This window comes from Gemmiger sp. An194, assembly GCF_002160145.1.
Classification (GTDB): Bacteria; Bacillota; Clostridia; order Oscillospirales; family Ruminococcaceae; genus Allofournierella.
The window spans coordinates 169,083-195,245 of record NZ_NFKA01000002.1 but is presented as its reverse complement, the minus strand read 5'-3'; the positions used below and the strand labels follow the sequence as shown (position 1 = coordinate 195,245).

At 62.7% G+C, this 26,163-nt stretch carries 21 protein-coding genes; 17 read left to right on the top strand and 4 right to left on the bottom strand.

Going from position 1 to position 26,163, the window contains the following annotated elements; genetic code table 11:
• Positions 1-17: 17 nt before the first annotated feature.
• The 11 genes from rnpM (at position 18) to B5F28_RS02060 (ending at position 11,284) form a co-directional block, all read left to right on the top strand.
• On the top strand, positions 18-296 hold the full coding sequence (rnpM, locus tag B5F28_RS02110; protein ID WP_058963858.1) for an RNase P modulator RnpM: 279 nt from the start codon (positions 18-20) through the stop codon (positions 294-296).
• Positions 286-609 carry a L7Ae/L30e/S12e/Gadd45 family ribosomal protein gene (locus B5F28_RS02105; protein ID WP_087292860.1) on the top strand — a complete coding sequence of 108 codons (324 nt, stop codon included), beginning with the start codon at positions 286-288 and terminating at the stop codon, positions 607-609. The genes rnpM and B5F28_RS02105 overlap by 11 nt, the downstream gene beginning before the upstream one ends.
• Positions 606-2,921 (top strand): translation initiation factor IF-2, encoded by a 2,316-nt coding sequence (gene infB / locus B5F28_RS02100; protein WP_087292857.1) that lies wholly within the window; start codon positions 606-608, stop codon positions 2,919-2,921. The genes B5F28_RS02105 and infB overlap by 4 nt, the downstream gene beginning before the upstream one ends.
• Positions 2,922-3,007: 86 nt before the next feature.
• A complete protein-coding gene (gene rbfA / locus B5F28_RS02095; protein WP_087184075.1) occupies positions 3,008-3,367 on the top strand; it encodes a 30S ribosome-binding factor RbfA in 360 nt (119 codons plus the stop codon).
• A 34-nt stretch (positions 3,368-3,401) separates the two neighbouring features.
• On the top strand, positions 3,402-4,385 hold the full coding sequence (locus B5F28_RS02090) for a DHH family phosphoesterase (protein WP_087292854.1): 984 nt from the start codon (positions 3,402-3,404) through the stop codon (positions 4,383-4,385).
• A gap of 4 nt (positions 4,386-4,389) precedes the next feature.
• Positions 4,390-5,265, top strand: coding sequence for a tRNA pseudouridine(55) synthase TruB (gene truB, locus B5F28_RS02085; protein WP_087292851.1), 876 nt, complete (start codon positions 4,390-4,392; stop codon positions 5,263-5,265).
• Between the two features lie 33 nt (positions 5,266-5,298).
• Positions 5,299-6,213, top strand: coding sequence for a riboflavin biosynthesis protein RibF (gene ribF, locus B5F28_RS02080; protein ID WP_247643376.1), 915 nt, complete (start codon positions 5,299-5,301; stop codon positions 6,211-6,213).
• Positions 6,214-6,228: 15 nt separating this feature from the next.
• Positions 6,229-7,791, top strand: coding sequence for an ArnT family glycosyltransferase (locus B5F28_RS02075; RefSeq protein ID WP_087292844.1), 1,563 nt, complete (start codon positions 6,229-6,231; stop codon positions 7,789-7,791).
• A 130-nt stretch (positions 7,792-7,921) separates the two neighbouring features.
• Positions 7,922-8,179 carry a 30S ribosomal protein S15 gene (gene rpsO, locus B5F28_RS02070; RefSeq protein ID WP_087292841.1) on the top strand — a complete coding sequence of 86 codons (258 nt, stop codon included), beginning with the start codon at positions 7,922-7,924 and terminating at the stop codon, positions 8,177-8,179.
• A gap of 197 nt (positions 8,180-8,376) precedes the next feature.
• Complete coding sequence (locus tag B5F28_RS02065; protein WP_087292838.1) at positions 8,377-10,515, top strand: polyribonucleotide nucleotidyltransferase; 2,139 nt, start codon at positions 8,377-8,379, stop codon at positions 10,513-10,515.
• A gap of 115 nt (positions 10,516-10,630) precedes the next feature.
• The gene (locus B5F28_RS02060) at positions 10,631-11,284 is read left to right on the top strand and encodes a YczE/YyaS/YitT family protein (protein WP_087292835.1); all 654 of its coding nucleotides are present in this window, start codon (positions 10,631-10,633) and stop codon (positions 11,282-11,284) included.
• A 58-nt stretch (positions 11,285-11,342) separates the two neighbouring features.
• Here the strand turns inward: B5F28_RS02060 and B5F28_RS02055 are convergent, their stop codons facing one another.
• The 3 genes from B5F28_RS02055 to B5F28_RS02045 all read right to left on the bottom strand — a co-directional run bounded on the left by B5F28_RS02055 (position 11,343) and on the right by B5F28_RS02045 (position 14,344).
• Positions 11,343-12,239: a nucleotidyltransferase family protein gene (locus B5F28_RS02055; RefSeq protein ID WP_087292968.1), complete on the bottom strand. Its 897-nt coding sequence runs from the start codon at positions 12,237-12,239 to the stop codon at positions 11,343-11,345.
• Positions 12,240-12,315: 76 nt separating this feature from the next.
• Positions 12,316-13,335 carry a UDP-glucose 4-epimerase GalE gene (gene galE, locus B5F28_RS02050; RefSeq protein ID WP_087292832.1) on the bottom strand — a complete coding sequence of 340 codons (1,020 nt, stop codon included), beginning with the start codon at positions 13,333-13,335 and terminating at the stop codon, positions 12,316-12,318.
• 160 nt (positions 13,336-13,495) lie between these two features.
• Entirely contained in the window at positions 13,496-14,344 is an 849-nt protein-coding gene (locus B5F28_RS02045; protein WP_087292829.1) for a helix-turn-helix transcriptional regulator, read from the bottom strand.
• A gap of 404 nt (positions 14,345-14,748) precedes the next feature.
• On the opposite strand from B5F28_RS02045, the gene B5F28_RS02040 reads away from it, so the two are divergent.
• A complete protein-coding gene (locus B5F28_RS02040; protein ID WP_087292826.1) occupies positions 14,749-15,792 on the top strand; it encodes a GDSL-type esterase/lipase family protein in 1,044 nt (347 codons plus the stop codon).
• A gap of 42 nt (positions 15,793-15,834) precedes the next feature.
• Positions 15,835-16,848, top strand: coding sequence for a GDSL-type esterase/lipase family protein (locus B5F28_RS02035; protein ID WP_087292823.1), 1,014 nt, complete (start codon positions 15,835-15,837; stop codon positions 16,846-16,848).
• Between the two features lie 333 nt (positions 16,849-17,181).
• On the opposite strand, the gene B5F28_RS02030 is transcribed toward B5F28_RS02035, so the two are convergent.
• Positions 17,182-18,843, bottom strand: a complete 1,662-nt coding sequence (locus B5F28_RS02030) for a formate--tetrahydrofolate ligase (RefSeq protein ID WP_206423043.1) — start codon at positions 18,841-18,843, stop codon at positions 17,182-17,184.
• Between the two features lie 314 nt (positions 18,844-19,157).
• On the opposite strand from B5F28_RS02030, the gene B5F28_RS02025 reads away from it, so the two are divergent.
• From B5F28_RS02025 to B5F28_RS15240, 4 genes are all read left to right on the top strand, one after another.
• Positions 19,158-20,327: a cysteine desulfurase family protein gene (locus B5F28_RS02025; RefSeq protein WP_087292818.1), complete on the top strand. Its 1,170-nt coding sequence runs from the start codon at positions 19,158-19,160 to the stop codon at positions 20,325-20,327.
• A gap of 43 nt (positions 20,328-20,370) precedes the next feature.
• Positions 20,371-21,597, top strand: coding sequence for a tRNA uracil 4-sulfurtransferase ThiI (thiI, locus tag B5F28_RS02020; protein WP_087292815.1), 1,227 nt, complete (start codon positions 20,371-20,373; stop codon positions 21,595-21,597).
• Between the two features lie 78 nt (positions 21,598-21,675).
• Complete coding sequence (locus tag B5F28_RS02015) at positions 21,676-22,974, top strand: competence/damage-inducible protein A (RefSeq protein ID WP_087292812.1); 1,299 nt, start codon at positions 21,676-21,678, stop codon at positions 22,972-22,974.
• Positions 22,975-23,019: 45 nt separating this feature from the next.
• Entirely contained in the window at positions 23,020-25,908 is a 2,889-nt protein-coding gene (locus B5F28_RS15240; RefSeq protein ID WP_087292808.1) for a SpoIID/LytB domain-containing protein, read from the top strand.
• The last annotated feature ends 255 nt before the right edge of the window (positions 25,909-26,163 follow it).

Genomic DNA, 26,163 nt, shown 5'->3' with positions numbered 1-26,163 from the left:
AGGAGCGTCCCACCGCGATGCAACAACGTAAGATCCCGCTGCGCCATTGCCTTGGCTGCAACGAGTCCAAACCGAAAAAGGAGCTGGTGCGCGTCGTGCGCAGCCCGGAAGGGGAGATCTCTCTGGATCTTGTGGGCAAAAAGCCCGGCCGGGGCGCTTACCTTTGCCCCAGCGCCCAATGCCTGGCCAAGGCCCGCAAGGCCAAGCGCCTGGAGCGCGCGCTGGATACTCAAATTCCGCCCGAGGTATACGAAAGCATCGAGCGCGAAATAGAAGGAGCCGAGCGTGGAGAATAAACAAAAACTGTTGTCGGCTGTTTCCCTGTGCCGCAAGGCCGGCAAGCTGATCATGGGCTTCGATGCCGTGCGCGAGAGCGTGATGAGCGGCAAGGCCTGGCTGGTGCTGCTGGCCGCCGACGTGAGCGACGGCACCGCGAAGCGGATGGCCCGCACCTGCGAGGACATCACCGAGTGCCGCCGAATGCCCCTGACTCAGCTGGAGCTGTGCGGCATAAGCTACAAGAAAGTGGGCGTGTACAGCGTGCTGGATGAAAACCTGGCCAATCTGTGCAGCCAGTACCTGGCGGATGAAAAGGAGGAAAACGAATGACCATTAAATATAAAGTGAGCGATGTGGCGAAGGACCTGAACGTTCCCGCCAAGCAGATCGTGGACCTGCTGGCCCAGAAGGGCGGCGAGGTCAAGAAGACCGGCGCCAACCTGACCGAGGAGGAAGTGAACCTGGTGTTCGAGCATTTCACCCAGGCCAATTCCGAGCCCAGCCTGGATGCCTACCTGGACAGCGCACCCAAGCCCCAGCCCAAGGCCAGCGAGGTGCTGAAGAAGGCCGACGGCACCGTGGTGGAGATGAACAACAATAAAAAGAAGGCCGACAAGAAGAAGGCCGAAGCCAAGCCCGAGCCCGTGAAGCGCGAGGTTGTGACCAAGGTTGTGGACACCCGCACCGTGGATGTGAACCTGGACCGCTTCAACGAGAAGTTCGACGAGCTGGCTTCCACCAAGAACGTGGAGAACCGCCGCAAGCCCCAGCCCGCTGGCAATAAGCAGAAGTTCGCCAACAACCGGAACAAGAAGGGCCAGAACTTCCAGAAGCGCCGCGAGACCGAGGCCGAGCGCCTGCAGCGCATCCAGCTGGAGAAGGCCCGCAAGGCCCAGCTGAAGGTGCAGATCCCCGAGGAGATCACCGTGGGCGAGCTGGCCACCCGCCTGAAGCAGACCGCCGCCAACGTGATCAAGAAGCTGATGGGCCTGGGCGTCATGGCCAGCGTGAGCGAGGTCGTGGACTTCGACACCGCCAGCCTGATCGCCGAGGAGTTTGGCGCCAAGGTGGAAAAAGAGGTGCACGTGAGCATCGAGGAGCGCCTGTTCGAGCAGGACGAAGATCCCGCCGAGAGCCTGCAGGAGCGTCCCCCCGTTGTGGTTGTTATGGGTCACGTTGACCACGGCAAGACCAGTATTCTGGACGCCATCCGCAAGAGCCATGTGACCGCGGGCGAGGCCGGCGGCATCACCCAGCACATCGGCGCTTACCAGGTCACCGCCGACGGCAAGGTCATCACCTTCCTGGACACCCCCGGCCACGAGGCCTTCACCAGCATGCGTGCCCGCGGCGCCAACCTGACCGACATTGCGGTTCTGGTGGTTGCCGCCGACGACGGCATCATGCCCCAGACCGTTGAGTCCATCAACCATGCCAAGGCCGCCGGTGTTTCCATCATCGTGGCCATCAACAAGATGGATAAGCCCACCGCCAACCCCGACCGCGTGATGGAGCAGCTCACCCAGTACGAGCTGGTTCCCGAGCAGTGGGGCGGCGATGTGATCTGCGTGCCCGTATCCGCTCTGACCGGCGCCGGCATCTCCGACCTGCTGGAGAACATCAACCTGGTGGCTGAGGTCAAGGAGCTGAAAGCCAACCCCGACCGCCGCGCCAAGGGCGCCGTCATCGAGGCCCGTCTGGACAAGGGCCAGGGCCCCGTTGCCACCATCCTGGTGCAGAAGGGCACCCTGCATAAGGGCGACTGCGTGATCGCCGGCACCGCCGTGGGCCGCGTGCGTACCATGAAGAACGACAAGGGCCAGTTCCTGGAAGAGGCCGGCCCCTCCACCCCCGTGGAGATCACCGGTCTGACCGAGGTGCCCAGCGCCGGCGACCTGTTCGATGCCGTGGCCGACGAGAAGCTGGCCCGCGAGCTGGCCGACAAGCGCGCCACCGAGGAGAAGGAGCGCCAGTTCAACAGCTACCAGAAGGTCACCCTGGATAACCTGTTCAGCCAGATCGCCGAGGGCGAGCGCAAGCAGCTGGACATCATCGTCAAGGCGGACGTACAGGGCAGCGCCGAGGCCGTGAAGCAGAGCCTGGAGAAGATCTCCAACGACGAGGTCCGGGTCAAGGTCATCCACGCGGGTGTTGGCGCCATCAACAAGTCCGACGTGATGCTGGCCAATGCCGGCGGCGCGATCATCATCGGCTTCAACGTGCGTCCCGACCCCGTGGCCAAGGAAGAGGCCGCCCAGTGCGAGGTTGAGATGCGCATGTACCGCGTGATCTACGACGCCATCAACGACGTGACCGACGCCATGAAGGGCATGCTGGCTCCCAAGATCCGTGAAGTGGAGCAGGGCCGTCTGGAGGTTCGTCAGGTCTACAAGATCAGCAGCGTGGGCCTGGTGGCCGGCAGCTACGTGCAGGAGGGCAAGATCACCCGCAACAGCAAGATCCGCGTGGTGCGTGACGGCATCGTCATCACCGAGGACGAGATCGCCAGCCTGCGCCGCTTCAAGGACGACGTGAAGGAAGTGGCCCAGGGCTACGAGTGCGGCGTTACTCTGGAGAAGTTTGCCGACATCAAGGAAGGCGACATCTTCGAGGCCTACATCCTGGAGGAGTACCGGGACTGATCGAGCGCCCCAATAACCAACCGGCCGCCGCCCGAAGTGCTTTGACTTCGGGCGGCAGCCGCCCATAAGAACAAGGAGAAAGAGCTATGGCAAACCCGAAAAACCAGGGCCGCCTGGCCCAGGATATGAAGCGGGAAGTGATCGGCATCATCAGCCAGATGAAGGACCCCCGCCTGGAGGGCGGTCTGCTCACCGTCACCCGGCTGGATGTGACCCCCGATCTGGATGTGGCGAAGGTCTACGTGAGCGTGATGGGCAAGCCCGAGGGCACTGCCGAGGTGGTCAAGGCCCTGAACAAGGCCAGCGGCCACGTGCGCACCGAGATTTCCCGCCGCATGCACATCCGTAAGGCGCCCCGCTTTGTGTTCGCCCAGGATGACGGCGCCGCCTACGCCGCTCACATCAACGAGCTGCTGGCGGGGCTGAACAAGAACCGGGAGGAGTAATCCCGCCCGGATATCGCAAGAAGAGGAGAACGTCATGAGTGAGATCTTAGACCTGCTGGCCGTCATCGGCCGCCTGCTTCGGGCGGAGAACGTGCTGATCCTGTGCCACAAAAACCCGGACGGCGACACCATCGGCAGCGCCGCTGCCCTGATGCACGCCCTCAAGCGGTTGGGCAAGGAAGCGGCGGTGCTGTGTGCAGATCCCATCCCCAGCCGCTATTCCTATATGGAGATCGAGCTGTTCCAGGGGCAGTTTGAGCCGGGCTATGTGGTGGCCGTGGATGTGGCCAGCATCCAGCTGTTCGGCGACGCGCTGCAGGAATATCTGGACCGGATCGATCTGTGCATCGATCACCACGGCTCCAACAGCGGCTATGCGAACGCCTTGCTGCTGGACGCGGAGGCTGCGGCCACCTGCGAGATCATGTACGACATCATCTGCGCCATGAACGTGGAGATCACCCCCTGCATCGCCCGGTGCCTGTACACCGGTCTGTCCACCGATACCGGCTGCTTTTTGTTTTCCAACACCACCGCCAAGAGCCACCTGCTGGCTGCCAAGCTGATGGAGACCGGCGTGGATGTGGCGGAGCTGAACATGATTCTGTTCGAGAGCAAATCCAAGGCCCGTATGGCCATCGAGCTCACCGCGCTGGAGAACCTGGAGTATCACTTCGAGGACCGCTGCGCCCTCATGTGGCTCACCCGCGAGCAGATCGCGGCCAGCGGCGTGGCTGCCAACGAGCTGGAGGACATCACCAGCCTGCCCCGGAAGATCGAGGGCGTGCAGGTGGGCATCACCCTGCGCCAGCTGCCCCAGGGCAGCTACAAGATCAGCGTGCGCACCACCGCCGAGGTGGATGCCTGCGCCATTGCCAAGCGGCTGGGCGGCGGCGGTCATTCCCGTGCCGCGGGCTGCGAGCTGGAGGGCAATCTGGACAACGCCAAGGCCGCCATCCTGGCCGAGGTGGAGCGGGAACTGAAACGGGCGGATGCGCCCGCCCAGGAACAGGAGTAACCCCATGAATGGCATTTTGATCGTGGACAAACCCACCGGCTGGACCAGCTTCGACGTGATTGCCAAGCTGCGGGGCATTTTGGGCACCCGCAAGCTGGGCCATTCCGGCACGCTGGACCCCATGGCCACCGGCGTGCTGCCGGTGTTCGCCGGCGGCGCGTCCAAGGCGGTGGATATGCAGCCGGACCATACCAAAGCCTACCGGGCCCTGATCCGCTTCGGCCTTGCCACCGACACCGGCGATGTGACCGGCACCACGCTGCGCAGTGAGCAGACCGCCGTCACCGAAGAGCAGCTGAAGGCGGTTCTGCCCCGGTTCACCGGCGATATCATGCAGACCCCGCCCATGTACTCGGCGGTGAAGGTGAACGGCTCGCCGCTCTACAAGCTGGCCCGTCAGGGCGTGACTGTGGAGCGCAAGGCCCGCCCGGTGACCATCCACCGGCTGGAGTTGACCGGCAAAGAGGGCGAACAGGACTTCGTGCTGGAGGTGGACTGCAGCAAGGGCACCTACGTGCGCACTCTGGTGGAGGACCTGGGCGAGGCACTGGGCGTGCCCGCCACTCTGGCGGGGCTGCGGCGCACCCGGGCCGGCGTGTTCGGCCTGGAGCACAGCCACACCATTGAGGAGATCCAGGCGGCGAAGGACGAAAACCGGCTGGAGGAGCTGCTGCTCCCGGTGGAAACCGTCTTCGCCCATCTGCCCGCCCTCACCGTCTCGCCCGGCAACACCGCACGCCTTTTGAACGGCGCGCCCTGCTACCGGGTCAAGGCGGAGAACGGCGTGTATCGGCTGCAGGGGCCCGAGGGCTTTCTGGGCCTGGGCCGGGTGGAGGATTCCATCTTGAAAACTGAAAAATTATTTGTGGAAAGGACGTGAACCGCCCTGAAGGTTTATACAACATTACAGGCGTTGGAAGCGGACCTGACCGTCAGCCGGGGGTGCAGCGTAGCCCTCGGCTTTTTTGACGGCGTTCACCTGGGTCATCAGGCGGTGATCCGGGCTGCTGCCCTCGACGCGGCAGAAAACGGCCGGTCGGCGGCGGTGTTCACCTTTCAGCTGCCGCTGAGCAGCACCATGAAGGGTGGCCGACTGCAAAGCGAAACCGAAAAGCACCAGGTCATGGAGGGCCTGGGCGTGGAATATTACATGGAGCCTCCCTTCGAGGCCTTCTGCGGCCAGAGCCCGGAGGAATTCGTGGAGCGGATTCTTCACCGGGGCTTCAAGGCCCGGGCCGTGTTCTGCGGCGACAACTTCACCTTCGGCAAAAAGGCCGCGGGCAACGTGGAGACCCTGCGTCAGCTGTGTGAGCCGCTGGGCATCCGGGTACAGGTGGTGCCCATGGCCACCTACCAGGGGCAGCTGGTCAGCTCCACCCGCATCCGGGCGGCGCTGGCGGAGGGCGATATCCCGGCGGTGAACGCCATGCTGGGCCGCCCCTACCGCATCGACTTTGCGGTGCGCCACGGCAAGGGCCTGGGCCGCACCCTGGGGTTTCCCACCATCAACCAGATCTACCCGGAGGGCTTTGCAGCGCCGAAATACGGCATTTACATCACTCGGGTGAAGGTGAACGGGCAGTGGTATGCGGGAGCCACCGGCTTCGGCACCCGGCCCACCGTGAACACCACCGGCGAGGGGGCCACCTGCGAGACCTTTATCCCGGATTTTTCCGGCCAGCTTTACGGCGAGGAGCCGGAGCTGGAATTCTATGAGTACATTGCCCCCAGCCGCAAGTTCGACACGCTGGAACAGCTCACCGCCTGCGTGAACGACGCGGCGGCAAAGGCGAAGGCCTACTTCGCCCGGCATCCCATGGACGAGTAAAAAGGGGAGAGAACAGTGGAAAAATATCGGGACCTGTTCTGCCGGCTGTGCTGCGGTGCAGCCATGTTTTTGTGCGCGGTGGCGCTGCTTGGCCTGACCAAGTGGGGCCTGTCCTACATTTCCTTCATGGGGGAGGATGAGCTGGTCGGCTTTTATGAGATCGTTCTCACCGACCGGCTGTGGGGCGTGGCGGCCATCGTGGTGGCTGCGACTGCTCTGGGCTGGCTGGCGCGCGGAGAGCGCGTGATGCGGGCGGTCACGGCAGCGGGCGTCTGCCTTACCGCGGGGCAGGCGCTGTTCTGGCTGTGGTGCACCAAGGCGACCCCCTTTGCCGACTCGCTGTTCTGCTTACAGGCAGCGCAGGGAGCCGTGCAGGGGGACTGGTCGGCCTTCCAGCAGGGCGGCTACATGTACCGCTATCCCTTCCAGAGCGGCCTGGTGGCCCTGGAGGAGGCGGTGCTGCGGCTGGCCGGCAGCTGGGACGCGGCCCTCATCTGGCTGCGGTGGATCAACTTTCTGGCGCTGATGCTGCTGGCGGTCTCGGTCTGCCGCATCGCGTGCCATCTGTTCGGGCAAAAGGCTCAGATGGTGGCCAGCGTGCTGCTGGCCTGCAGTGTGCCGGTGGCCCGTTATGTGTTCTTTCTGTACGGAAATCTGCTGTCCACCGCGCTGGGCTTTGCCGCCGTGTGGGCGGCGCTGCGCTGGCTGGACACGAGAAAGCACCGGTTCGGCCTTATCTCGGCGGGCCTGCTGGCGGCGGCCATGACCATCAAGAGCACGGCGCTCATCATGCTGGTGGCCATCGCCATTGTGGCAGTGCTGGACAGCATCCGCACCGGCCGCTGGCGGCAGCTGCTGGCCGTGGCCGCGGCCGCGGTGTTTGCCTTTCTGCCCGGCAAGGGCCTGCAATACTGGTACAGCCTGCGCAGCGGAGTACCGGTGCAGCCCGGCACCGCCACCGTGGTGTGGCTGGTCATGGGGCTGGACAGCCGCCCCGAGCAGTACGAATTTGCGCCGGGCTGGCACACCGCCGACAAGCGCAGCGAAAAGGCCTACGAAAACGCGGGCTTTGACTACGAGCGCATGAAGCAGGAGCAGACGCAGGAGCTGAAGGAGCAGCTGAGCTACTGGGTGCACAACCCCGCTCAGGCCAAAACCTTCCTGCGGCAGAAGACCGTGAGCCAGTGGCTGGATGCGGGCTTCGGCAGCTGGCTGTACCTGCAGCGCAACACCGAGCCGGTGCATGCGCAGGACTATCAGGAGCAGCTGTTCGCTCAAAGCCTGGATGAGGGACTGAATCCCTTTCTGGGCTGTTTGCAGACGGCGGTCTACCTGCTGGGGCTGGTGGGGGCGGTGCGGCTGATGCTGCGCCCCTCGCCCGGGGCCATTCTGCCCGCGCTGGTGTTTTTCGGCGGGGTGTTTTATCTCACCCTTTCCGAGGGCAAAAGCCAGTACGCGGTAAGCTTTTATCCCATGCTGCTGCCGGTGGCGGCGCTGGGGGCCGGAACGCTGCAGGCGGGCTGCGGCCTGCTGGCGGCACGTATCAAAAAGATGCGCGGAGAGAAAACCTGCCCTTGATTTTTGCCGCTGTCTGTGTTATAGTTAATAGGCTACCATGGCCCAGTATGGGGTGTATGCTCTGCAACAGAGCGCCTCGATTGCCCCACACCTGGTCATTGGCAAATATATAGAAAACGAGGTATTCACAATGGAAGCTAAGAAGAACATCATTGAGTCCGCTCGCGTTCACGAGACCGATACCGGTTCTCCCGAGGTGCAGGTTGCCCTGCTGACCGCTCGCATCAACCACCTGAACGAGCACCTGAAGAACAACACCCACGACCATCACAGCCGTCGTGGCCTGCTGAAGATGGTTGGCCGCCGCCGCAACCTGCTGGCCTACCTGAAGAAGAAGGACATCGAGCGTTATCGTGCCCTGATCACCAAGCTGGGCCTGCGTAAGTAATCACGCATCCAAAAGGCAGGCGGTTTTCAAACCGCCTGCCTTTCCCTGTATTTTTTTGCCAAAACAGAAATGCCGTGTGTGCATTAGCGGTAAATCGAGCGCTTTGACGGCGGGCAAAACGCTGGATTTATTGCTAAAGCCACAGGGCCTTTCTGATGGAATATTCAAAACTATATCATCAATTAGGAGGTAACACTATGGCTTTGGAATTTGCATCCAAGCATGAGGAATTCACCAATTTCAAAACCTTCGAGATGGAACTGGCCGGCCGTCCGCTGGTGGTTGAGACCGGCAAGATGTGCGGTCTGTCCAACGGCAGCTGCCTGGTGCGCTACGGCGAGACCGTTGTGCTGTGCAACGTGACCATGAGCGAGAAGCCCCGCGACGGCATCGACTTCTTCCCCCTGAGCGTGGACTTTGAGGAGAAGCTGTACGCTGTGGGCCGCATCCCCGGCAGCTTTATGCGCCGTGAGGGCCGCCCCGGTGAGAAGGCCATCCTGACCAGCCGCGTGGTGGACCGTCCCATCCGTCCCCTGTTCCCCAAGACCATGCGCAACGACGTGTGCGTCACCATGACTGTGATGAGCGTGGACCAGGACTGCAGCCCCGAGATCACCGGCATGATCGGTACTTCCATCGCGCTGTCCATCTCCGACATTCCCTGGGCTGGCCCCATCGGCGGCGTGTTCATGGGTCTGGTGAACGGCAAGCTGGTGGTCAACCCCACCCTGGAGCAGCGTGAGGTCAGCGACCTGCAGCTCACCGTTGCCGCCACCGAGAAGAAGATCGTCATGATCGAGGCCGGCGCCAACGAGGTGGACGAGGTCACCATGCTGAACGCCATCAAGGCCGCTCACGTGGAGATCAAGAAGATCATCGAGTTTATTGGCGGCATCGTGCGCGAGATCGGCAAGCCCAAGAAGGAATTCCAGGACATGGATCTGGACCACGACCTGTTCGAGGAAGTGAAGAACGAGTTCCTGGACGACTTCAAGGCCGCCATGGACACCGACGACAAGAACATCCGCGACGCTCGCCTGCTGCCCATCCGGGAGAAGCTGGAGGAGAAGTACGCCGAGCAGTGGGGCGCCGGCACCATCGAAGAGCTGATGTACAAGATGCAGAAGTTCGTGGTGCGCCGCTGGCTGCTGGATGAAGGCAAGCGTGTGGACGGCCGCGGCATCAACGAGATCCGTCCTCTGGCCGCCGAAGTCGGCCTGCTGCCCCGTGTACACGGCAGCGGTATGTTCACCCGCGGCCAGACTCAGGTTCTGACCATCGCCACTCTGGGCTCCACCAAGGACAGCCAGCTGATGGACGACCTGGGCACCGAGCAGTACAAGCGCTACATGCACCACTACAACTTCCCGCCCTACTCTGTGGGCGAGGCCCGCGCACCCCGCAGCCCCGGCCGCCGCGAGATCGGCCACGGCGCTCTGGCGGAGCGTGCTCTGGTTCCCGTGCTGCCCAGCATGGAGGAGTTCCCCTACACCCTGCGTCTGGTGAGCGAGGTTCTGTCCTCCAACGGTTCCACCAGCCAGGCTTCCATCTGCGGCAGCACTCTGGCCCTGATGGACGCCGGTGTGCCCATCAAGGCCCCCGTTGCCGGTATCTCCTGCGGTCTGATCACCGAGGGCGAGCGCTGGATGACCATGCTGGACATCCAGGGCGTTGAGGACTTCCACGGCGATATGGACTTCAAGGTTGGCGGTACCCACAAGGGCATCACCGCCATCCAGATGGACATCAAGATCGACGGTCTGACCTACGAGATCATCGAGGAAGCCTTCGAGAAGTGCCGCAAGGGCCGTCTGTTCATTCTGGACGAGATCATGCTGCCCGTCATCCCCGCGCCTCGTGCCCAGCTGAGCAAGTACGCTCCCAAGATGCTGAGCATGGTCATCCCCGTGGACAAGATTAAGGACGTGATCGGCAAGGGCGGTAAGGTCATCCAGGACATCTGCGCCAACTGCAACTGCAAGATCGACGTGGAGGAGGACGGCCATGTGTTCGTCTCCGCCATCGACATCGACGACGCCAACCGGGCCATCCACACCATCAAGACCATCGTGGAGGACCCCGAGGTGGGCGCCATCTACAAGGGCCGCGTGACCCGTCTGATGAACTTCGGCGCATTTGTTGAGATCGCTCCCGGCAAGGAAGGCCTGGTGCACATCTCCAAGCTGGACTCCAAGCGTGTAGAGCGCGTGGAGGATGTTGTGGCCGTGGGCGACGAGCTGATCGTTATGGTCACCGAGATCGACCAGCAGGGCCGCATCAACCTGAGCCGCAAGGACGCTCTGGCTGCCATCGAGGCCAAGAAGGCCAAGGGCTAAGCCCTGAGTGCCCTGCGCAAGGGACCTGAAACAAAACCAAAAAGCCCGCTTCGGCAACAGCCGGAGCGGGCTTTTCCACTGTGAAACCAAGAAAACGGGGGAGGAGAGAGAATTTATGAAGACGGCACAAAAACACCTGCTGCGCCGCTATCTGCTGCTTTGCACGGGACTGGTGATCATGGCCTTCGGTGTGGCCTTTTCCATCAAGGGAGGTCTGGGTACCTCGCCCATCTCAAGCCTGCCCTATGTGCTCAGCCTGTTTACGCCGCTCACCGTGGGCACCGCCACCATCGCCATGCACGTGACGCTGATTCTGCTGCAGATCCTGCTGCTGCGCCGCAATTACGACCCCATCCAGCTAATCCAGCTGCCGGTGGCCCTGGTTTTCGGCACCCTCACCGACACAGCGGTCTGGGCCATTCAGGGCATTTCGGTGCAGGGCTACGCCGCCCGCTGGCTGGTGTGTGCCGTGGGGATTCTGCTGGTGGGCGTCGGGGTGAGCTTTGAGGTCACCGCGAATGTGGTCACGCTGGCAGGCGAGGGCATGGTGCTGGCGGTATGCCGGGCCTTCGGAACACCCTTCCACAAAACTAAGGTGGGCTTTGATGTGACGCTGGTGCTCATCGCCAGCACGCTGTCGCTGCTGTTCCTGCATCGGCTGGAGGGCGTGCGGGAGGGCACCGTGGCCGCCGCCGTTCTGGTGGGAATGGTGGCCAAGCAGGTGAACCGGCCCATGCAGCGCTTTTCCCGGCGCTTTCTGGAGAGCTGAGACAACAAAAAAACCGGAGAGCTGTGTGCTCTCCGGTTTTTTGCTATTCGGGAAAAGTTCAACCCCACAGCGGGCTGGGATACAGCCCCGCGTCGGTCTTTTCGCCAATGGCGGCCACCACCAGAGGTTTGTCCTCCTGATAGGTCACGCCGTGCCAGCGGTCGGCACTGTGCAGCACCTTGACCCGGGCCTTGCCCTCCTCGATCAGAGCGCTCACCACGCTGGGCAGGTAGAATTCCGCCTTCAGCGGGTTTTCCGCCAGCGCCTTGTCCAGGAAGGCGGGGAAGCGGGCACGGATCTCCTTCACGAAGCTGGGCCCGAAGCCCCACAGGTTCATGGAAACCGCGCTGTCGCCGGAAATGGGGGTCCAGCTCTCGCCGCCGTCCTCGGAGAAGTGGATGCCCTCCGGGCAGGTCTCGATGCGGGTGCGCTCGGTCACGCTGTCCAGATAGCCTTCCGCATTGGTCACGCAGACACCGCGGGAGACATAGCCGTTTTCGGTCACAGTATTTTTCAGCAGATAGCCGACCATACTGTACTCATACACAGCGCCGTCCTCGTGGGTGGAAAGGTAGTCGTAGATCACCTGGAACGCCTCGGGACCGTAGTAGTCGTCGGCATTGATCACCGCAAAGGGCGCGTCGATCACATCCTCCGCACTCAGAATGGCGTGGCTGGTGCCCCAGGGCTTGGTGCGGCCTTCCGGTACGGAGTAACCGGCGGGCAGCTTTTCCAGCTGCTGATAGGCGTAGCGCACCTCCATGTGCGGGGCCAGACGGGCGCCGATGGTGGACTTGAAGGCCTCCTCGATCTCGTGCTTGATGATGAAGACCACGGTCTCGAACCCGGCCCGCTTCGCATCAAACACCGAGTAGTCCAGAATGGCTTCGCCGCAGCGGCCCACCGGGTCGATCTGCTTCAGGCCGCCGTACCGGCTGCCCATACCGGCTGCCATGACCACCAGAATCGGTTTTTTCGCCAAGGGAAAACAACTCCTTTTGCTATACTTTTTGTAGAAAATGGGATGAATATCAATCTTTGTAGCCGTTGGGGTTCATGCTCTGCCACTTCCAGCTGTCGGCGCACATGTCCTCAATGCCGTACTCGGCCACCCAGCCCAGCTCGTTCTTGGCCTTGGAGGGGTCTGCCCAGCACTCGGCGATGTCGCCGGGGCGGCGGGGATCGATCACATAGGGCAGGGTTTTGCCGCAGGCCTTCTCGTAAGCGTGGATCACATCCAGCACGCTGTAGCCGTGGCCGGTGCCCAGGTTGCAGATGAACAGGCCGGGCTTCTGCTCCAGCTTCTTGATGGCAGCCACATGGCCGCGGGCCAGGTCCACCACGTGGATGTAGTCACGCACGCCGGTACCGTCCGGGGTGGGGTAGTCGTTGCCGAACACGTGCACCTTCTCCAGCTTGCCCACAGCCACCTTGGCAATGTAGGGCACCAGGTTGTTGGGGATGCCGTTGGGGTCCTCGCCGATCAGGCCGCTCTTGTGGGCGCCGATGGGGTTGAAGTAACGCAGCAGAGCCACGTTCAGCTCGGGGTCAGCGGTGCAGCAGTCGGTGAGCATGCGCTCGTTGAACACCTTGCTGGTGCCGTAGGGGTTGGTGGTGGCGCCCACGGGGAAATCCTCGGTGATGGGCACAGTGGCGGGGTCGCCGTAAACGGTGGCGGAGGAGGAGAACACGATGTTGTGCACCCCATGGCGGCGCATGGCATCCAGCACCACCAGAGTGGTCTCCAGGTTGTTGGTGTAGTATTCGATGGGCTTGGAAACGCTCTCGCCCACGGCCTTATAGGCGGCGAACTGGATCACGGAGTCGATGTCCGGATTCTGGGCAAACAGAGCCTCCACTGCCTCGGTGTCGGTCAGGTCAACCTCCACAAAGCGGAAATCCTTGCCGGAGATCTGCTTGATGCGCTCCACGGCTTTGGGGCAGGAATTGTAGAAGTTATCGGCCACAACGATGTCGTAGCCGGCGGCCAGAAGTTCCACGCAGGTGTGGCTGCCGATGTAACCGGCGCCGCCGCATACCAAAATTGCCATTGAAAACACTCCCATTCTATTCTCATCTGTGTGCTCGCGCCGAAGAGACGCGAAACAAAAAGGCCTTTGCCAGCGCATGGAACGCGGGGGGCAAAGACCTTTGCTGACTAGCTTTAAGTGTACGATAAAAAATGTTGTTCGTCAATGAAGAATCATTGCATCATTCTGTCGGTTGGGTGCCCATTGCCATGGCCTGGCGGCGGAATTCCGCGGGGGAAAACCCGGTGGCTCGCCGGAAGCTCTGGCTGAAATAGCTGGGGCTGGAAAAGCCCAGTCGACCGCTGATCTGCTGCACCGGAATGCGGGTGGCGGCCAGCAGGCGCTTGCTTTCGCTGATGCGCCGCTCGATCAGGTAGCTGATGGGGCTGCAGCCCATTTCCCGGTTGAACACATGCACCAGATAATATTTGTTCAGCCCGGCGTAGCGGGCCAGCTGGTCCAGTGTGATGGACTCGGTGTAGTGCTCGTCGATGTACTGGCGCACCCGGGCGCACTCCATGGCGCTTTTGCGGCTGGAGGGCGCGCTGTTCTGGGTGAGGGGGCAGATGCGGCCCAGCTGCAGCATCAAAAGGGCCGTGAGCTGATGGCAGGCGGGCTCAAAATAGTCCCGGCGGTTTTGCAGCTCCTGCAAAAACAGGCGCAGATAGGGCTCCAGCAGGGCGGCATCCCGGCCGGTCAGCCGCAGCCAGCCGGAAGACTGACCGCTCAGGCAGCAGGAGCAGCACAGGTCCAGGCTCAGGGTGGAAAAGGGCTCGCGCCCGGGCTGGATGCCGTGGTGCGGGCACTGGGGGGGCAGCACCAGCACATCGCCGGTCTGCAGCTCCACCCGCTGGCCGTCCACCTCGATCCAGCCGGTGCCCTGCAGCACATACAGAAGTTCGGTGAAGATGTGGCTGTGAACATCGCAGCGGGGCGAAAGCGCGCCGTGGTGGATGTTGGCGTGCAGCAGCTGAGCGGAGGGCAGCTGGCAGGGCTGCTTGGGCTCGATATCAAAATGATGGGTGATCATGGTCCAGGGTTCGCTCCTTCCCGCGGAAAACCGGAGCAGCTCCCTTCGGGCCGGAAAGCCTCGAACAGGGGCGGTGCGTCCGTGTATTTTAAGTATGAAGGGTGAAAAAGTGTTCGTCAAGACCAAAAATGAAAAAAATTGGAAATTTTGGGGATAGTGGATAAAATATTAACAAATTGAAAAACTTTTTCGTTTCTTCCCGCAAAGCCCAAGAAAAGCGGTGAAAATCGTATGGCTCTTATTGAACCCCAAACATGGGTGGGGTATAATAAAACACATACGCAGAAAATAACAGCGCGGCGCATGAAATGTTTTTGCGGTCATCCGCGTTATAAAGGTATAGAGAAAACACCCCCGGCAGGTATAAGCACAGCGGCCGGGGCAGGGAAAGGGGAAGAATAAGGATGCCTACATACCGGGAATTCAGAGAACAGGTCCGGCGGCGCAAGCGCAAACGGGCAATGCGCCGGGCGCTGCTCTTTGTGGTTGTGGTAGCCGCGGTGATGGCGGCGGCTTACGGTGTGATCCGGCTGACCGGCGGCCTGCCCTGGGCAGGTGAGAGCGGCAGCACGGCCCAGAGCGGCAGCACGGCGCAAAGCACCACCCAGAGCCAGACCACGCCGGAAAGTGAAAGCATACCCCAGAGTGAGAGCACGAGCCAGCCTGCTGCCAGCCTTACCGCACAGGATGGGGCCGCCGCGTGGGACACCATGCAGCCGCTGACCAAAACGCTGGACCAAACGATCAACTCGCCGGACTTCCGGCTGCTGGCGGTGCCGGAGAACGGCCAGGTGGATATGAAATACTTCGACCGCACCGCCATTCTGGGCGACAGTGTGAGCCAGGGCTGGAACGTGTTCGGAACTTCCGATATGAAGGAACACGCCTTTGTGTGCGCCTATAAAAACATTGGCCCCAGCCAGGTGGTGAACAACGAGGTGGCGGACCCGGGCGATGGTTCGGGCCGTGAGCCGGAGGCCATCTTCGATACCATCATCAACAGCAATCCCAAGCGGCTTTATATTCTGCTGGGCACCAACGCTTTGGTGCGCAACGATGATGCGGCCGAGCAGTCGTACCTGGCCTACTACAGCCAGATGCTGGACAAATTCCGGGAGGCGCTGGGCAGTGAGGTGGCCATTTACGTGCAGTCGGTCACACCGGTGCGGCCGGGGGTAAGTCAGCCGGGCCTTTACCGGGAGCGTATCCAGCGGGTGAACAACGAGCTGGCCAAGATGGCGGTGGAGAAGGGCTGCTACTTCATCAACCTGCACGATGTGCTGGCGGATGAAAACGGCGACCTGCGGGCGGACCTGGCCGCGGCGGATGGTGTGCACCTGAATGCATCGGCCTATCCGCTGGTGCGGGATTACCTGACCACCCATACGGTATACAACCCGGAGAACCCCTATCTGGAGGGCAGCCCCTATTATAAGGCTGCCGAATAACCGCCGCTTTCTGAGCAGGGCGGGGAAATAACAGGAGAAAACATGGCAAACAGCTATCGAGAATTCAGCAATCAGGTGCGCAGCCGCCAGCGGCGGCGGGCGCAGCGGCGGGTGCTGAGCATGGCCCTGCTGGCGGTGATGGTGCTGGGCGTTTCCGGCATCATCACGGCGGGCATCCAGGCGGTGACCGGCTGGGACGAGGAGGAGCCTGCCTCCAGCGAGACGGTGCAGCCGGGGCTTTCCGGCAGTGTGCTGGCGCCGCTGCCCATGCAGAACCCGGTGGTGGATACCAACGAGACCGGCTTTGAACGGATGGGCCCGGTGCAGCAGACCGGGGAATATACCATCAAGACGCTGGGCTATGAGGACATTGTGCAGCCGGAGTGCGGCCTGGTGGACAGCACCAAATATCTGCCGGGCGTGGTCTTTCTGGGCGACAGTGTGACCGAGGGCCTGGACCTTTACGAGAACCCGGCCAAGGGCGTGGCCACGGTGCTGGGCTACCGGGGCGCGGTGCCCAGTGACATTGTGAACCGTAAGAGCATGAACCGGTACCAGTCGGAAACGGTGGTGGCCACCGAGGTGGCGCTGGACATCATTGCCCAGAAGCAGCCGAAGGCGGTGTACCTGATGTTCGGTGCAAACGCACTGGCCACCAGCGCGGACGAGGCGGTGGAAAAGGGTTATTTCGGCTACTACGAGCAGATGATCCCTCTGATCCGGGAGGCGGCGGGGCAGGATGTGGAGATCTACATCCAGTCCATGACGCCGGTGACCACCGACTACACCAACACGAATCTGAACAACGAGCGCATCCAGCGCATCAACCAGCAGCTGGCCCAGATGGCGCTGGCGCAGGGCTGCCATTATCTGGATGTTTACAGCGCACTGCTGGACGAGAGCGGCGGGCTGAACCCCAGCTACACCACCGAGGGCCTGCATCTGAACTCGGGGGGCTACGGGGCCTGGATGGACTATCTGCTGCGGCATGTGGCCTACAGCAGCGATCTGGACTACGTGATGGGCAGCACCTATTATCTGGCGGACAACGCCTGAGTAAATTAAAAGGGATAACAAAAAGCAGCCGATGGGAGTATCTCCCACCGGCTGTTTTTTGTCATCGGGAAAAATGGAAGAGGGAAACGGCGCGAAGCGCAAAAAAGCCGGGTGCGGAACGGCAGAGGTTCCGCACCCGGCTGATGATCGGGTTGATGAAAAGGAAAGTCAGCGTACGCCACTGAAGAAAAAAGTTCAGTGTGGGCTTATCAGAAAAAATATTTCCGCACCCCGCTGCCGGTCGGGTCCGTCAAAAGGCAGTTAGAGTATGTCGCTGAGGAAAATCCGGTGCGTACCGGTAACCGTCCCGCACCCCGCTGCCGGTCGAGTCCGTTAAAAAAGTCCGGTGATTTTGCCGTTTTCGTCCACGTCGATGTTTTCGGCGGCGGGCTTTTTGGGCAGGCCGGGCATGGTCATGATGCTGCCCATGATAACCACAACGAAGCCCGCACCGGCGGAAAGCCGCACGTCACGCACGGTCATGGTGAAATCGGAGGGCGCAGCCAGCAGCTTTGCGTCATCGCTGAAGGAATACTGGGTCTTGGCAATGCAGACCGGCAGATTGCCGTAGCCCATGGCCTCGATCTCGGCCAGGGTCTTCAAAGCGGGTGCGCTCCAGGTCACGTCCTTGGCCCGGTAGATCTTCTGCGCAACCGCCAGAACCTTCTCTTTCAGAGGCATCTCGTCCGGATAGGTGAAGTTGATGGCGGTGTCGTCCTGCATGATGTCCAGCACGGTCTGGGCCAGCTGGGTACCACCCTGACCGCCCTTGGCAAATACCTCAGCCAGCGCGCAGGGCACGCCCAGCTCGGCGCAGATCTTCTTCACGCAGTCGTGTTCGGCGGCGGTGTCGGTGGGGAATGCGTTGATCGCCACACAAACCGGCAGACCGAAATTGCGCATGTTCTCCACATGACGGCGCAGGTTGTTCGCACCGGCGGTCAGATAATCCAGGTTCTCCACACCCAGCTGATCCTTGGGGCATCCGCCGTGATGCTTCAAGGCACGCACGGTGGCCACAATCACCACCGCGTTGGGGGACAGACCAGCCTTGCGGCACTTGATGTCCAGGAACTTCTCGGCACCCAGATCCGCGCCGAAGCCCGCCTCGGTCACCACGTAATCCGCCAGACTCAGGCTCAGACGGGTGGCCATCACGCTGTTGCAGCCGTGGGCAATGTTCGCGAAGGGACCGCCGTGGATGATCGCCGGGTTGTTCTCCAGAGTCTGGACCAGGTTCGGGTCGAAGGCGTCCTTCAGCAGGGCGGTCATGGCACCCGCCGCGCCGATCTGACCCGCGGTCACCGGCTGGCCGTCGTAGCTGTAGGCCACAACAATGCGGGAAAGCCGCTCTTTCAGATCCTTCAGATCGGTGGCCAGGCAGAAGATCGCCATAACCTCGCTGGCCACGGTGATGTCGAACCCATCCTCACGGGGCACACCGTTCACCTTGCCGCCCAGACCGTCGGTCACAAAGCGCAGCTGGCGGTCGTTCATGTCCACGCAGCGCTTCCAAACGATGCGCCGGGGATCAATGTTGTGAGGATTGCCCTGGTATACGCTGTTGTCCACCATGGCCGCCAGCAGGTTGTTGGCCGCGCCGATGGCGTGCAGGTCACCGGTAAAATGCAGGTTGATGTCCTCCATGGGCACCACCTGAGCGTAGCCGCCGCCGGCCGCGCCGCCCTTGATGCCGAACACGGGTCCCAGGCTGGGCTCGCGCAGGCAGAGCATGGTCTTTTTGCCCAGCGCGTTCAGACCGTCCGCCAGACCGGTGCTGATGGTGGTCTTGCCCTCGCCGGCCGGGGTGGGGCTGATGGCCGTTACAAGAATCAGCTTGCCCTGTTTTGCCTCCCGCTTTGCCAGCTTGTGGTCGATCTTTGCCTTGTATTTGCCGTACAGGCTGATCTCATCCTCGGTGAGACCCAGCTTTTGCGCAACCTGGGCAATGGGCTGCAGGGTGGCTTCCTGTGCGATCTGAATATCCGATTTCATGGCGCTCATCCTTTCCTGTTCCGGGCATACACCCAGCAAACAACATCGGCCTGCCCGCGCCGGGGCGCAGACGGGCCGGGGATCCTTTTCTTTCTTCTATAAGGGTACCAAAATTCGCCCCATCTTACAAGCGTCACACAAGAAGTCGCACTTCTTATGCCCGGCAGATTTCCCCCGGCGGTTTTGGTTGTGAAACCCCGCGCCGGTATGCTATACTATATTCTGTATCCCTATGCGCTTTTTTCTTTGACGAATTTACCGGATTTTTGTAAATTTAAAAGCGTTTAATACTTTTTGTAAAAGGTGAGACCGGAATGCTGCACAACGAAACCCTCCATTATCTGGATAACGCCGCCACCACCATTGTGGACGAAGCGGTGGCGGATGCCGTCCGCAAGGCCATGGTCGAGCACTGGGCCAACCCTTCCAGCCTGTATGGCCCCGGCTGCGAAAGCCGCCGCCTGCTGGAAAAGGCCCGCGCCGGGGTGGCAAAGACTCTGGGCGCCGCCCCCGAGGAGGTGTTCTTCACCGGCTGCGGCTCTGAGAGCAACAACATTGCCATTCTGGGCGCGGCCCTGGCCCGGAAAAACTGGGGCAAACGGGTGGTGGTGAGCGGCTACGAGCATCCCAGCGTGGCCATGCCCATGGAACGGCTGCGGCAGCTGGGCTTCGATGTGGTGACCATTAACCCGGACGAGACCGGCCATCTGGACCTGGATGCCTTCGTGAACGCGGTGGACAAGAACACCATTCTGGTGAGCTGCATGCAGGTGAACAACGAGATCGGCACACAGGTGGATGTGAACCGGCTGGCAAAGCGGGTGAAGGAGAAGAACCCGCGCACCGCCGTGCATGTGGACGGGGTGCAGGCCTGGCTGCGGGTGCCGGTGAAGCTGGATGGCATCGACAGCTTCACGGTGAGCGGTCACAAGATCCACGCGCCCAAGGGCGTGGGCGCGTTGTACCTGCGCCGGGGCTATAACATCGAGCCGCCTTACCTGGGCGGCGGGCAGGAGCGGGGCCACGGCGGCGGCCAGGAAAAGGGCGTGCGCCCCGGCACCGAGAACCTGCCCTACGCGGTGGGCATGGCCAAGGCTGCGCTGATCGGCTACAAAAACATGGCCGAGCGCACCGCCCGCATGGCACAGCTGAACCGGCGGCTGCGCGAAGGGCTGGCCGCAATGCCCGGCCTTGTATTCAACAGCCCCGAGGACGCGGTGGCCGAGGTGGTGAACGTGAGCACCATGTGCATCAAGAGCGAGACCATGCTGCATTTTCTGGAAACGAAAAACGTGTATGTGTCCAGCGGCTCGGCCTGCTCGAAAGGCGCGGCCAGCCATACACTGGCCGCCATGGGGCTGGAGCCGCTGCGGGCGGACACCGCCCTGCGCATCAGCCTTTGCGGCAATAACACCGAGGCGGATGTGGACGCGCTGCTGGCCGGCCTTGCCGAGGGCATGCAGACGCTGGCCCGCATCCGGTAAAATCGTCAGGATCTGACCCAAAATAAAGGAGTTAACCATTACAATGAAAGAAATCATCATGTGCTACCAGGGCGAGATGGCCCTGAAGGGCCTGAACCGGGCCACGTTTGAATCGGTGCTCAGCAAATCCCTGCGCTGGCGGGTGAAGGATCTGGGCAACTTCCAGGTCTACAAGGCCCAGAGCACCATGTACGTGGAGCCCCGGGACGAGATGGCCGAGGCCAACATGGAGGAAGCCTACGACCGGGTGAGCAAGGTGTTCGGTCTGGCCGCGCTGAGCCGCGCCGCTGTCTGCGAAAAGAACATCGACGCCATCAAGGCCACCGCCGAGGAATACCTGGGCCCTATCCTGCGGGGTCTCAAGACCTTCAAGGTGGAGGCCAAGCGGGCCGATAAATCCTTCCCGCTGAAAAGCCCCGAGCTGTGCCGGGAGCTGGGCGGCTTTTTGCTGAGCAAGCACCCCCATCTGCGGGTGGATGTGCACCATCCTGACATCGTGGTCATGGTGGAGGTGCGGGACTACGGCGCCTATGTACACGGGCCCAAGGTGCCCGGTGCGGGCGGTCTGCCGGTGGGCACCAGCGGCCGCGCCATTACCATGCTCAGCGGCGGCATCGACAGCCCGGTGGCTGCCTGGTACATGGCCCGCCGCGGTCTGGCGCTGCATCACATCCACTTTGCAAGCCCGCCCTATACCAGCCAGGCCGCACAGGATAAGGTGCGGGATCTGGCCCGGGAAATTGCCCCCTACACCGGCAACTGCGTGCTGTACGTGGTGCCCTACACCACCCCGCAGGAGTACATCCAGGACAATGCCCCCGATGTGCTGTTCACCGTGCTCATGCGCCGCAGCATGATGCGCATTGCCAACCGGATCGCCAAGGACATCGACGCCAAGGCTCTGGTCACCGGCGAGAGCCTGGCCCAGGTGGCCAGCCAGACCCTGTATGCTCTGGCCTGTACCGACGCGGCCCAGGACCTGCCGGTGCTGCGCCCGCTGATCGGTATGGACAAGAGCGAGATCACGGTGGTGGCCCGCAAGATCGGCACCTTCGAGACCAGCATCCTGCCCTTTGAGGACTGCTGCACCATCTTCACCCCGCCCCACCCCAAGACCAAGCCCACCCTGGCCGAGATCGAGGCGGCGGAGGCCGCCATGCCCGGCCTGGCCGAGCTGGAGGAGCAGGCGGCCGCAAACGTGGAGCGTATCCGCATCGACATGCGGGACCAGAAGCAGGAGGACGACCTGTCCGAGCTGGAGGACTTTTAAACAATAAGGCGCGCCGGAGGTGGAAAACTCACCCGAAGGCTGCGCCATCAGCAAACCGTGGGAAAGAGGGAAACCAAGTTGAAGGCGGAGATCATCTGCGTGGGTACCGAGCTGCTGCTCGGCGATATTCTGAATACCAACGCCCAGTTCCTGGCCAAGGAGCTGGCGGCGCTGGGCATCACGGTCCACCACCAGTGGGTGGTGGGCGACAACGAGGGCCGTCTGGCCCAGCTGGTGGGCGAGGCGCTGGAGCGCAGCGATCTGCTGGTCTTCTCCGGCGGGCTGGGTCCCACGGCGGACGACCTGACCAAGGAGACGGTGGCCCGCTGCTTTGACGATACCCTGCAGCTGGAACCCTCTGTTCTGGAAAATATCCGGGCCTACTTCGCCGCCACCGGCCGGCACATGCCGCCCCACAACGAAAAGCAGGCCATGGTGCCCCAAAAGGGCGGCTGGTTCGAGAACCACAACGGCACCGCCCCGGCGGTCTGGTTCCAAAAGGACGGGAAACGGGCGGTGCTGCTGCCCGGCCCGCCCAGCGAGTTAAAGCCCCTGTGGACCGAGCAGGTGCGGCCCTTCCTGTCGGATGGGACGCAGCGGGTGCTGCACAGCCTGACCCTGCGCATCACCGGCATCGGCGAGAGCCATGTGGAGGAACAGGTAGGCCATCTGTTTGAAAACGAGAACCCCACCGCTGCCATCTACGCCAAGACCGGCGAGGTGCAGATTCGCATTACCGCCCGGGCCGCCAGCCATGAGGAGGGCGAAGTGGCCTGCCGGGCCTATGCGGAACAATTCCGCGCCATTCTGGGGGATGTGATCTACGGCGAGGATACAAACGACCTGGAGCACACCCTGGTGCAGACCCTCGCGGAAAAGGGCCTGACCGTTGCCACTGCCGAGAGCTGCACCGGCGGCCTTGTGAGCCAGCGCATCACCCAGGTGCCCGGCTCCTCGGAGGTGTTCGGCTTCGGCTTCTGTACTTACGCCAACGAAGCCAAGCACAGGCTGCTGGGTGTGAGCGAGGCAACGCTTGCCACCGTGGGGGCGGTGAGCCGGCAGACTGCCGCACAGATGGCGCTGGGCGCGGCCCGGGTCAGCGGGGCGGACATCGCCGTCTCGCTCACCGGCATCGCGGGCCCCGGCGGCGGAACTGCCGAAAAGCCGGTGGGCCTTGTGTATGTGGGTGCAGCCCGGGGCGATGAGGTCTATGTGGCAAAGCTGCTGCTGGGCAACCGGGACCGGCAGAGCATCCGCATCAGTGCCGCCAACCGGGCGCTGGACTATGCCCGGCGGCTGGCGCTGGGGCTGCCCATGCCCGGCGCGGACAAGCTGAGCGCCGAGGAACTGGCGCAGCAGAAACAGGCGATGAGATGAAGAAGTAACAACGACAAGGAAGAAAAGGGAAACGAGGTGGAGAAAATGGCGCAAGCCAACCGCATGCTGGCGCTGCGGCTGTTCGGTGTGCCCCAGGCGAGGGCCCAGGCGGTGCTCAAGGCCGCCGCGGCTCAGGGCTGCCCGGGCCTGCGGCTGCTGAGCCGGGAAGAGGAGCTGGTGGTCTGCGTGAACGTGCAGGCCGACAGCGAGGCCGAAGCCAGCCGAATCTGCAAGCAGTGGAACGAATACTTCCGGGAGCAGTTCGGCCCGGCGGTATTCGGTGAAGGCGATACCGAGCTGGCCAAAGCGGCCCTGACCGGGCTGGCAAAAAAGCACAAGCTGTTCGTGGCGGCGGATGAGGCCACCGGCCATCTGCTGGAGGCGCGCATCCGAAGCGAGAAAGAGGCCGCAGCGGTCTACGATTTCGGCGACCACAGCTACCGGCATCCCACCAAGGCGGACCGACTGGAGCCGCCCCGGGCCCTGCTGGACAAATACCCCGACTGCCCGGTGCAGCCGGCGGCGGGTCGGGCCCATCAGGCGCTGGCACTCTCGGGCGCGGACTGGGCGGTCAGCTACCAGCCCGCCCAGGGCGTGCAGCCCGGCTTTGTGCTGGTGTGCGGGGCAAAGACCGTCTACCTGCATGTGCTGACTCCCAGTGCTCAGCCCGGCATGCTGGCAGCCAACTGGATCTTTGACATGCTGCGCCGCCTGGCTTTGGGCCTGGAGACGGCAGAAGGGGTGCAGAGCTTTGTCTACGGCAAGCCCGCTCCGGTGCTGCCGGTGCTGAAAACCCCCGTTCCTCAAAAAGCCGAGGCACCCCGGCCCCGTCCGGCGGCAGCACCCCAGCAAAGCGCGCAAAACGCCGCCTGGCAGAAATCCGGCGGTGCGGTGCCTCCGGTGAGCCGGGCGGCCAACCTGCGCAGTGCCGGCCGGCAGCTGTTCGATGAATCCGCCCAGCTGCCCGAGCCGCCCGCCAGAAAACGGAATCCGGCCAGCCGTCCGCTGGCCTGCCTGATCCTGGTGCTGCTCATTGCGGCCGTTGCCTTCGGTGTGGTGTGGCGGGCCGAGCGGCCCGCCGCCCAGCAGATGAGCGGCGCGGGCTACGGCACTGCCGACTACGACACCGCCGCCCGGGATTACCTGACCCGGGCCCAGGAGGACAACAGCCAGGTGGCGGCTTACCTGGCCCTGCCCAAGCTGGGCGGCACGCTGGTCTACCAGCCAAACGCGTCCCAGCCCGGCCAGGCGGTGGGCCTTGCGGTGCAGGCGGCCCAGGGCGACGAGCTGGCCCGCTTTGTGAGCAGCGGCCAGCCCGGCCAGGCCCGCACCAACCAGATCGTGGAATGCCCTGAGGGCAGCATCCGGCAGCTGAGCGAGCTGGATGAGGAGGAGTTGCTGCGGGACAACTGCGGCTTCACTCTGTACACCGACGGCAGCACCTATCGTTATAAGGTTGCCGCCGTCTTTTATTGGGACCCGGCCGAAACCGGCGAGACCGCCTTTGATCTGTACGGCCTGCAGGATCTGAGCGACCAGCAGAATTTTCTGAATTTTGTGCTGGGGGTCAAGGCCCGCAGCCTGTATGAGATGCCGGTGGACCTGGAGGACGAGGACAGCTTCGTCACTCTGGTGGCCGATGCATCGGACGGCTCCGGCCGCAAGTTGGCGGTCACCGGCCGGCTGCAGCGGCAGGATGAGGCGGGCTTTTTGCTGGGCCGTCAGATCGTTCAGGCGGACCAGCCCCTGCTGCCGCTGGCCATGTATGCGCAGACCGGTGAGGAGGTTCCCTCGGTGGAGACCTTACATCAGTATTGGATGAACTGGTACGCCACCGGCGGCGCCACCAGCAGCGATGTGCAGCAGGAGAGCGGCATGCCCCAGGAGGATCAGGTGGTGGAGGGCGTGCACCCGCTGGACCCCAACGCCACCCCCATTCCCACCCTGACGCCGCCGCCCACCGACGCGCCGGCTACCCCCAGTCCCAAGCCCAGCGCTACAACGAAGCCGGGCACCACGCCCAAGCCCGGAGCCACGCAGGCGCCGGATGCCACCCAGGCACCCCAGGCGACCCAGGCTCCCGGCGGCAATACGGCACAGCCTACCCCGGCTCCCCAGCCCACCCAGGCGCCTCAGCCCACCGCCACGCCCAGTGCGGGCACCATTACGGTGACCATGAACGGCGTGCGGCAGGAGATGGATCTGGTGGAATGCCTGGCCATGATCGCCCGCAACGAGCTGGGCGCGGGTGCACCCATTGAGGCCTACAAGGCCCAGATGGTGGCCGCGCATTCCTGGATCCTCAGCCAGGGCGGCGCGCCCAGTGTTTCCGGCCGGGAGCCCAACGAGACCATCCGGCAGGCAGCCCGGGAGGTGGCCAACCAGATCGTGACCTACAACGGCCGCGTGGCCTTTACTCCCTACTTTGCCAGCGCCGCCTTCGGCACCTGCCCCAGTGAGGATGTGTGGGGCTCCTCCCGCCCCTATCTGGTGGCAGTGGAAAGCCCCTACGACCAGCAGTATGCCAGCAACTGGAAGAACACCCGGGTGTTCACCGAGCAGGAGGTGGCCGACCGGGCCATGGAAAAGCTGGGCGTGGACCTGTATGCCTACAGCGAGGACCCCAATGACTGGTTCGGCGACATTGTGAAGAATTCCTCCGGCTATGTGACCAGCCTGCGTCTGGGCACCGCCACCATCACCGGCCAGAAGCTGCAGGTGAGCGTGCTGGCAGGCTTTGCCGGGCGGGATATCCGCAGCGCAGCCTTCGACATCGCTTACGCGGACGGCAGCTTCAGCATCACCTGCTACGGCTACGGTCACGGATGCGGCCTGTCCCAGTACGGCGCGTGGGGCTATGCGGCCAACGGCTGGACCTACGACCAGATTCTGGCCCATTACTTCCCCGGTACCACCCTGTCGGCTGTGGGATGATCGGCAGGAAGCTTTAAAATCCGCATGCGGGGCGTTTTCCCAAGAGGAAAGCGCCCCGTTTTTTTGTATCAATGGGGAATTATGTAGGAAAAGCTATGAAAAGTTTGGGGTTTCTGCGGCTGATTGCACAAAATAGGAAAAGAGAATTTGTGCGAAAAGGAAAAAATTTGTGAAAATACTCCCCAATTCGACGGGAATACGGTATAATAACCGTTGTTACTTTTTTGATACTTGTTGGAAAGTAGCCCCCGGGGC